Raw genomic sequence first — 7,039 nt, forward strand, 5'->3', positions numbered from 1 at the left:
CCGCTCCCACATTTGCTTTGTGTATGCTGGGTTATCGCATTCCAGATTGATGGCGTACTTTGCTATGAAGCCCACGTTAACCGCCAAGCTCCTGCAAGCCGTCGCGCCCTGGCGCAACGCCCCGGCCTGGCACATCGCCTTCTCCGGCGGCCTCGACTCCACCGTCCTGCTGCACCTCCTGGCCACGCGGGCCAAAATCGACAAGCTCCCGCCACTCAGCGCTATCCATGTTCATCATGGGCTGCAGGCTGCGGCGGATGCGTGGCCGGCCCATTGCCAGTCCGTGTGCGACGCCTTGGGCGTGCCTTTGCGGGTGATCCGCGTGCAAGTGCAACAAGGTGCAAGCCTGGAGCGCGCGGCCCGTGACGCGCGGTATCAGGCGTTTGCTGAGGTCATCGGGGCGGGGGAGTTGCTGGTCACGGGCCAGCACCGTGACGATCAGGCAGAAACCTTACTGTTTCGGCTGTTGCGTGGGGCTGGCGTGCGTGGCCTGGCGGCAATGCCCGCGCAGCGCCCTTTGGCAGATGGCTATCTGGTGCGACCCTTGCTGGATGTGTCTCGCGCCGAGCTTGAAGCCTACGCCCGTGAACATCAATTGACCTGGATCGAAGACCCGTCGAACGCTGATCCGAGTTTCTCCCGCAATTACCTGCGCCACCATGTTTTCCCACGCCTGACCGAACGTTGGCCCCAAGCCGTCAGCACCATGGCCCGCTGCGCCGAACATCTGAGCGAAGCCCACGGCTTGCTCGACGAACTGGCGCAGATGGACCTGCTGGCCGCCAGCCAGCACCCGGTGTTTCCCTGGCTGGCATTGCCTTCGCTGACCCTTGAACCGCTTGCCGCGCTCTCCGAGGCCCGCCAGCGCAACGCACTTAGGCACTGGCTGACACCGCTGACACGCTTGCCCGATAGCGACCACTGGACCGGCTGGGCGACCTTGCGCGACGCCAAACACGATGCACAGCCACTGTGGCGCCTGGCCGACGGTCAATTGCACCGTTGTGGTGGACTTATCTGGTGGTTACCTGCCAGTTGGTCGGAATTTTCTGACGCATCGGTGAGCTGGCCGCACCCGCAAAACCCACTACAGTTACCCGGTAACGGCCAAGTGCGCTTCAGCGGCAGTGCACCCGAAGGCCCCCTGAGCATCCGTTATCGCCAGGGCGGTGAAATCATGGAATTGCCAGGCCGGGGCCGGCGCGACCTGAAGCGCTTGCTTAACGAAAGTGCGGTGCCAGGTTTCATCCGTGGCAGATTGCCGCTGCTGTATCAGGGCCAGCAATTGCTGGCTGTGGCCAACCTGCCGGGGCTTGCGGCGGGTGGCGGTACCGGCTGGCAATTACATTGGATGCCACCAACCTGCGATCAAGGTTTGAGCTGATAGAGCCTTTCCGGTAGACTACGCTCCCTTCTTGATACAACTTCTGTGGATTCGCCTGAATCGCAGCAGTTGCCGATTACCAAGCAGTCTTTGCTGGGCGATTCCAAAAAATGTGTAGCGATCAACGTACCGGTGTTTCATTGCTGGTCTGTCACAACGCGGCGGTTTTTTTGAAAGGTGCACTGTGATTAATGCAGGTGATCGGGGGCTTCGGCCTTCCTTCGCTTTCCCCGGCGGCTCGGACCGCTTTAACGCAGACTTCTAGGGTTTTTCATGACGCGCTACATATTCGTCACGGGCGGTGTTGTTTCTTCATTGGGGAAAGGCATTGCCTCCGCTTCATTGGCGGCCATCCTGGAGGCGCGGGGACTTAAGGTCACCATGCTCAAGCTGGACCCGTACATCAACGTTGACCCGGGCACCATGAGCCCGTTCCAGCACGGTGAAGTGTTCGTCACCCACGACGGCGCCGAGACCGACCTGGACCTGGGCCACTACGAGCGGTTCATCCGCACGACCATGACCCAGAACAACAACTTCACCACCGGCCGTGTCTACGAGCACGTGCTGCGCAAGGAGCGCCGTGGTGACTACCTGGGTGCAACCATCCAGGTGATCCCGCACATCACCGACGAAATCAAGCGCCGCATCATCAAGGGTGCAGGCGATGCCGACGTGGCGATGGTCGAGATCGGTGGCACCGTGGGTGACATCGAATCCCAACCGTTCCTCGAAGCCATCCGCCAGTTGCGTTTCGAAGTCGGCGCCAAGCGCGCGATGCTGATGCACCTGACGCTGGTGCCGTACATCGCCACCGCCGGCGAAACCAAAACCAAGCCTACCCAGCACTCGGTCAAGGAACTGCGTTCCATCGGCCTGCAGCCGGACGTGCTGGTGTGCCGCTCCGACCACGCGATCGACATCGCGTCCCGTCGCAAGATCGCCCAGTTCACCAACGTTGAAGAACGTGCGGTAATCGCCCTGGAAGACGCCGACACCATCTACAAGATCCCGGGCATCCTGCATTCCCAGGGCCTGGATGATTTTGTCGTCGAGCGCTTCGGCCTGCAATGTGGCGGCGCCGATCTGTCCGAGTGGGAAGCCGTGGTCGACGCCAAGCTCAACCCTGAGCATGAAGTCACCATCGCCATGGTCGGCAAGTACATGGAACTGCTGGACGCCTACAAGTCGCTGATCGAAGCGATGAGCCACGCGGGCATCAGCAACCGTACCAAGGTCAACCTGCGCTACATCGACTCCGAAGACATCGAGAACCAGGGCACCGCGCTGCTGGAAGGCGTTGATGCCATCCTGGTTCCGGGCGGCTTCGGTCTGCGTGGCGTGGAAGGCAAGATCACTGCCGTCCAGTACGCTCGTGAGAACAAGGTGCCGTACCTGGGTATCTGCCTGGGCATGCAAGTGGCGGTCATCGAGTTCGCCCGTAACGTAATGGGCTGGAAAGACGCCAACTCCACCGAGTTCGATCGCACCAGCGGCCATCCGGTCGTGGGCCTGATCACCGAGTGGGAAGATGCCACCGGCGCCGTCGAAACCCGTACCGAAGCCTCCGACCTGGGCGGCACCATGCGCCTCGGCGCGCAGGATTGCCTGCTGGAGCCGGGGTCCCTGGTTCACGATTGCTACGGCAAGGACGTGATTGTCGAGCGTCACCGTCACCGCTACGAAGTGAACAACAACCTGCTGCCGAAAATCATGGAAGCCGGCCTGAAAATCTCCGGTCGTTCCGGTGATGGCGCGCTGGTTGAAGTGGTTGAAGCACCGGATCATCCATGGTTCGTGGCTTGCCAGTTCCACCCGGAGTTCACCTCGACCCCGCGCGACGGTCACCCGTTGTTCAGCGGCTTCGTTAAAGCAGCACTGACGCAACATCAGAAGAAGGCGTAAACCTGATGGCCCAGAAGATCATTCGCGTAGGCGACATCGAGATTGCCAACGACAAGCCCATGGTGCTGTTCGGCGGCATGAACGTGCTGGAAAGCCGCGACATGGCGATGCAGGTCTGTGAAGAGTACGTGAAGGTGACCGAGAAACTCGGTATCCCCTACGTGTTCAAGGCCAGCTTCGACAAGGCCAACCGTTCGTCCGTGACCTCCTATCGCGGCCCGGGCCTTGAAGAAGGCATGCGGATCTTCCAGGACATCAAGCAAGCCTTCGGCGTGCCGATCATCACCGACGTCCACGAGCCTGAGCAGGCTGCCGTGGTTGCCGAGGTGTGCGACATCATCCAGTTGCCGGCCTTCCTGTCGCGCCAGACCGACCTCGTGGTCGCGATGGCCAAGACCGGCGCTGTGATCAATATCAAGAAAGCCCAGTTCCTCGCGCCTCAGGAAATGAAACATATCCTGAACAAGTGCGTGGAAGCGGGTAACGACCAGTTGATCCTCTGCGAGCGTGGTTCGAGTTTCGGCTACAACAACCTCGTGGTGGACATGCTCGGTTTCGGCATCATGAAACAGTTCGAATACCCAGTGTTCTTCGACGTGACCCACGCGCTGCAAATGCCCGGTGGTCGCGCCGATTCCGCTGGCGGGCGCCGTGCCCAGGTACTGGACCTGGCCAAGGCCGGCATCAGCCAGTCCCTGGCAGGTTTGTTCCTGGAAGCCCACCCGGACCCGGACAACGCCAAGTGCGACGGCCCATGCGCCCTGCGCCTGGACAAGCTGGAGCCATTCCTGGCCCAGTTGAAGCAGTTGGACGACCTGGTCAAGAGTTTTCCGACGGTAGAGACCGCGTAAGCGCCATTTCTCCGGTAGACTTTCCCTCGCTTTACGCTCAGGCCCGCAGGCCTGAGCCTTGTCGCCTGCAAGCCTGCCCGTTGTTCCACCCTTGCGGTCGGTCAAAAGATTTCCTTCAGCTGCGTCGTTTTCGTCAACTTTGGAGTGTTTACAACAATGGCAAAAATCGTCGACATCAAAGGTCGTGAAGTTCTCGACTCCCGTGGCAACCCTACCGTCGAAGCCGACGTGCTTCTCGATAACGGCATCATCGGCAGCGCCTGCGCGCCGTCCGGTGCTTCCACAGGTTCCCGCGAAGCACTGGAACTGCGTGATGGCGACAAGAGCCGTTACCTGGGCAAGGGTGTACTCAAGGCGGTGGCCAACATCAATGGCCCGATCCGCGACCTGCTGCTGGGCAAGGATCCACTTGACCAGAAAGCCCTCGATCACGCGATGATCAAGCTCGACGGTACCGAAAACAAAGGCAGCCTGGGCGCCAACGCCATCCTCGCCGTGTCCCTGGCCGCTGCCAAGGCCGCTGCACAGGACCAGGACCTGCCGCTGTACGCCCACATCGCCAACCTGAACGGCACTCCGGGTGTCTACTCGATGCCGGTTCCGATGATGAACATCATCAACGGTGGCGAGCACGCTGATAACAACGTCGACATCCAGGAATTCATGGTGCAGCCGGTTGGCGCCAAGACCTTCTCCGAAGGCCTGCGCATGGGCACCGAGATTTTCCATCACCTCAAGGCTGTGCTGAAGGCCCGTGGCCTGAGCACTGCAGTGGGTGACGAAGGTGGTTTCGCGCCGAACCTGGCGTCCAACGAAGATGCACTGAAAGTGATCTCCGAAGCCGTGGCCAACGCTGGCTACAAGCTGGGCACCGACGTGACCCTGGCCCTGGACTGCGCGGCCAGCGAATTCTACGAAGACGGCAAGTACAACCTGTCCGGCGAAGGCCACGTCTTCACCTCGGAAGGTTTTGCTGACTACCTCAAGGGCCTGACCGAGCGCTACCCGATCATCTCGATCGAAGACGGCCTGGACGAGTCCGACTGGGCTGGCTGGAAAGTGTTGACCGACAAGATCGGCGAGAAGATCCAGCTGGTGGGCGACGACCTGTTCGTGACCAACACCAAGATCCTGAAAGAAGGCATCGACAAAAAGATCGCCAACTCGATCCTGATCAAGTTCAACCAGATCGGCACCCTGACCGAAACCCTGGAAGCCATCCAGATGGCCAAGGCTGCGGGCTACACCGCCGTGATCTCCCACCGCTCCGGCGAAACCGAAGACTCGACCATTGCCGACCTGGCCGTGGGCACTTCGGCTGGGCAGATCAAGACCGGTTCCCTGTGCCGTTCCGATCGCGTTTCCAAGTACAACCAATTGCTGCGTATCGAAGAGCAACTGGGCGGCAAAGCCAAGTACAACGGTCGCAGCGAGTTTCGCGGCTGATTGTTAAATGGTAAAAGGTCAGCGGATTACGTCGGAAAAATCACGGCAGCGTGAATTTCGGCGCTAATCTCATGACTAACAAGCACAAGCCTGGTTATTCCAGGCTTCGTGCTATCAGTTGCTGCAAAAGTTTTGCATGGCTGTCTTTTTTCACTGGATACCCGATATTCGATGCGCAGTCCCAATTGGTTGTTCCTCGTCTTGCTCTTGCTGCTGGCTGGCCTGCAGTACCGCCTTTGGGTGGGGAATGGCAGCTTGGCGCAGGTCACCGAACTGACCCAGCAAATTGCCGCACAGCACGCCGAAAACGAGGTGTTGCTGGAGCGCAATCGCGTGCTCGATGCCGAAGTACTTGAATTGAAAAAAGGCATGGAGACCGTTGAAGAGCGGGCTCGCCATGAGTTGGGCATGGTCAAGGAGGGCGAAACCCTCTACCAGTTGGCCCAATGAGCATTTCGTCACCGGCCTTCTGGGCCGTGATTCCTGCCGCGGGCGTGGGTGCCCGTATGGCCGCGGACCGTCCCAAGCAGTACTTGCAATTGGGTGGGCGCACTATTCTCGAACACAGCCTTGGCTGTTTCCTCGATCATCCGGGCCTCAAGGGGCTGGTGGTCAGCGTTGCGATGGATGACCCTTACTGGCCGACCCTGGCTTGCGCCACCGACCCACGCATTGTGCGCGTTGACGGCGGCGAAGAGCGCTCGGGTTCGGTCCTCAATGCCTTGCTTTACCTGCACGGCCAGGGCGCGAGCGATGACGATTGGGTGCTGGTGCATGACGCCGCCCGGCCGAACCTCAGCCGCGATGACCTGGACAAGTTGCTCTTTGAACTGGCCGACGACAGCGTGGGCGGGCTGCTGGCCGTGCCGGCGCGGGACACCCTCAAGCGCGCCGACAAGCACGGGCGCGTGTTGGAAACGGTTGAGCGCACGCCGATCTGGCAGGCCTACACCCCGCAGATGTTCCACCTTGGCGCGCTGCACCGGGCCTTGGCCGACAGCCTGGTCTCGGACGTGGTCATCACCGACGAAGCCTCGGCCATGGAATGGGCCGGGCATGCGCCTCGCCTGATCGAAGGCCGTTCCGACAACCTCAAGGTCACGCGCCCGGAAGACCTTGAATGGCTGCGCCAGCGTCGGACTTTCCAGTCTTCCTGACGCTCACACCGTCATCTGTTCAACCCCGGCCGGGGTCTTGAACTCATCCACCAGCGCCTGAATGCTGTCGAACGGTTTGCCGTCCACGGCCCAACCGGGCGCGCTGATGGCGTATCGGCTGCCCTGTTGATCGATCCTGAAATGGCGTACGTCGCCTCGCCGTGAACGGTAGTGAAGGTGTGCCGGTGTCGTGACGGTGGCCGGTGTCAGCATGAACTGGCCTGGCTTGGTCAGCAGCGTCTGTGGCGTCCTGGCCTGGGGCTGGGAGGGGGCGGGCGCCGGTTGCGCCGGGCGTT

Annotated in this window: 7 protein-coding genes; 6 read left to right on the top strand and 1 reads right to left on the bottom strand. The window is 60.9% G+C overall.

Annotated elements, in window-relative coordinates; translation table 11 throughout:
• The first annotated feature begins 64 nt into the window (after positions 1–64).
• The 6 genes from tilS to ispD all read left to right on the top strand — a co-directional run bounded on the left by tilS (position 65) and on the right by ispD (position 6,743).
• On the top strand, positions 65–1,384 hold the full coding sequence (tilS, locus tag HX846_RS09000; RefSeq protein WP_178965285.1) for a tRNA lysidine(34) synthetase TilS: 1,320 nt from the start codon (positions 65–67) through the stop codon (positions 1,382–1,384).
• Between the two features lie 273 nt (positions 1,385–1,657).
• Positions 1,658–3,289: a CTP synthase gene (locus HX846_RS09005; RefSeq protein WP_003219298.1), complete on the top strand. Its 1,632-nt coding sequence runs from the start codon at positions 1,658–1,660 to the stop codon at positions 3,287–3,289.
• 5 nt (positions 3,290–3,294) lie between these two features.
• A complete protein-coding gene (gene kdsA, locus HX846_RS09010) occupies positions 3,295–4,140 on the top strand; it encodes a 3-deoxy-8-phosphooctulonate synthase (protein ID WP_003219295.1) in 846 nt (281 codons plus the stop codon).
• 156 nt (positions 4,141–4,296) lie between these two features.
• A complete protein-coding gene (gene eno / locus HX846_RS09015; RefSeq protein WP_003219294.1) occupies positions 4,297–5,586 on the top strand; it encodes a phosphopyruvate hydratase in 1,290 nt (429 codons plus the stop codon).
• Positions 5,587–5,757: 171 nt separating this feature from the next.
• Complete coding sequence (ftsB, locus tag HX846_RS09020) at positions 5,758–6,036, top strand: cell division protein FtsB (RefSeq protein ID WP_003219292.1); 279 nt, start codon at positions 5,758–5,760, stop codon at positions 6,034–6,036.
• Positions 6,033–6,743, top strand: a complete 711-nt coding sequence (ispD, locus tag HX846_RS09025) for a 2-C-methyl-D-erythritol 4-phosphate cytidylyltransferase (RefSeq protein WP_178965286.1) — start codon at positions 6,033–6,035, stop codon at positions 6,741–6,743. Before ftsB ends, ispD begins: the two co-directional genes overlap by 4 nt.
• A 3-nt stretch (positions 6,744–6,746) precedes the next feature.
• Here the strand turns inward: ispD and HX846_RS09030 are convergent.
• Positions 6,747–7,039: SH2 domain-containing protein (locus HX846_RS09030; RefSeq protein ID WP_178965287.1), on the bottom strand; the 293-nt coding region annotated here is incomplete at its 5' end.

Source organism: Pseudomonas sp. K5002, from assembly GCF_013386655.1.
Lineage (GTDB): Bacteria > Pseudomonadota > Gammaproteobacteria > Pseudomonadales > Pseudomonadaceae > Aquipseudomonas.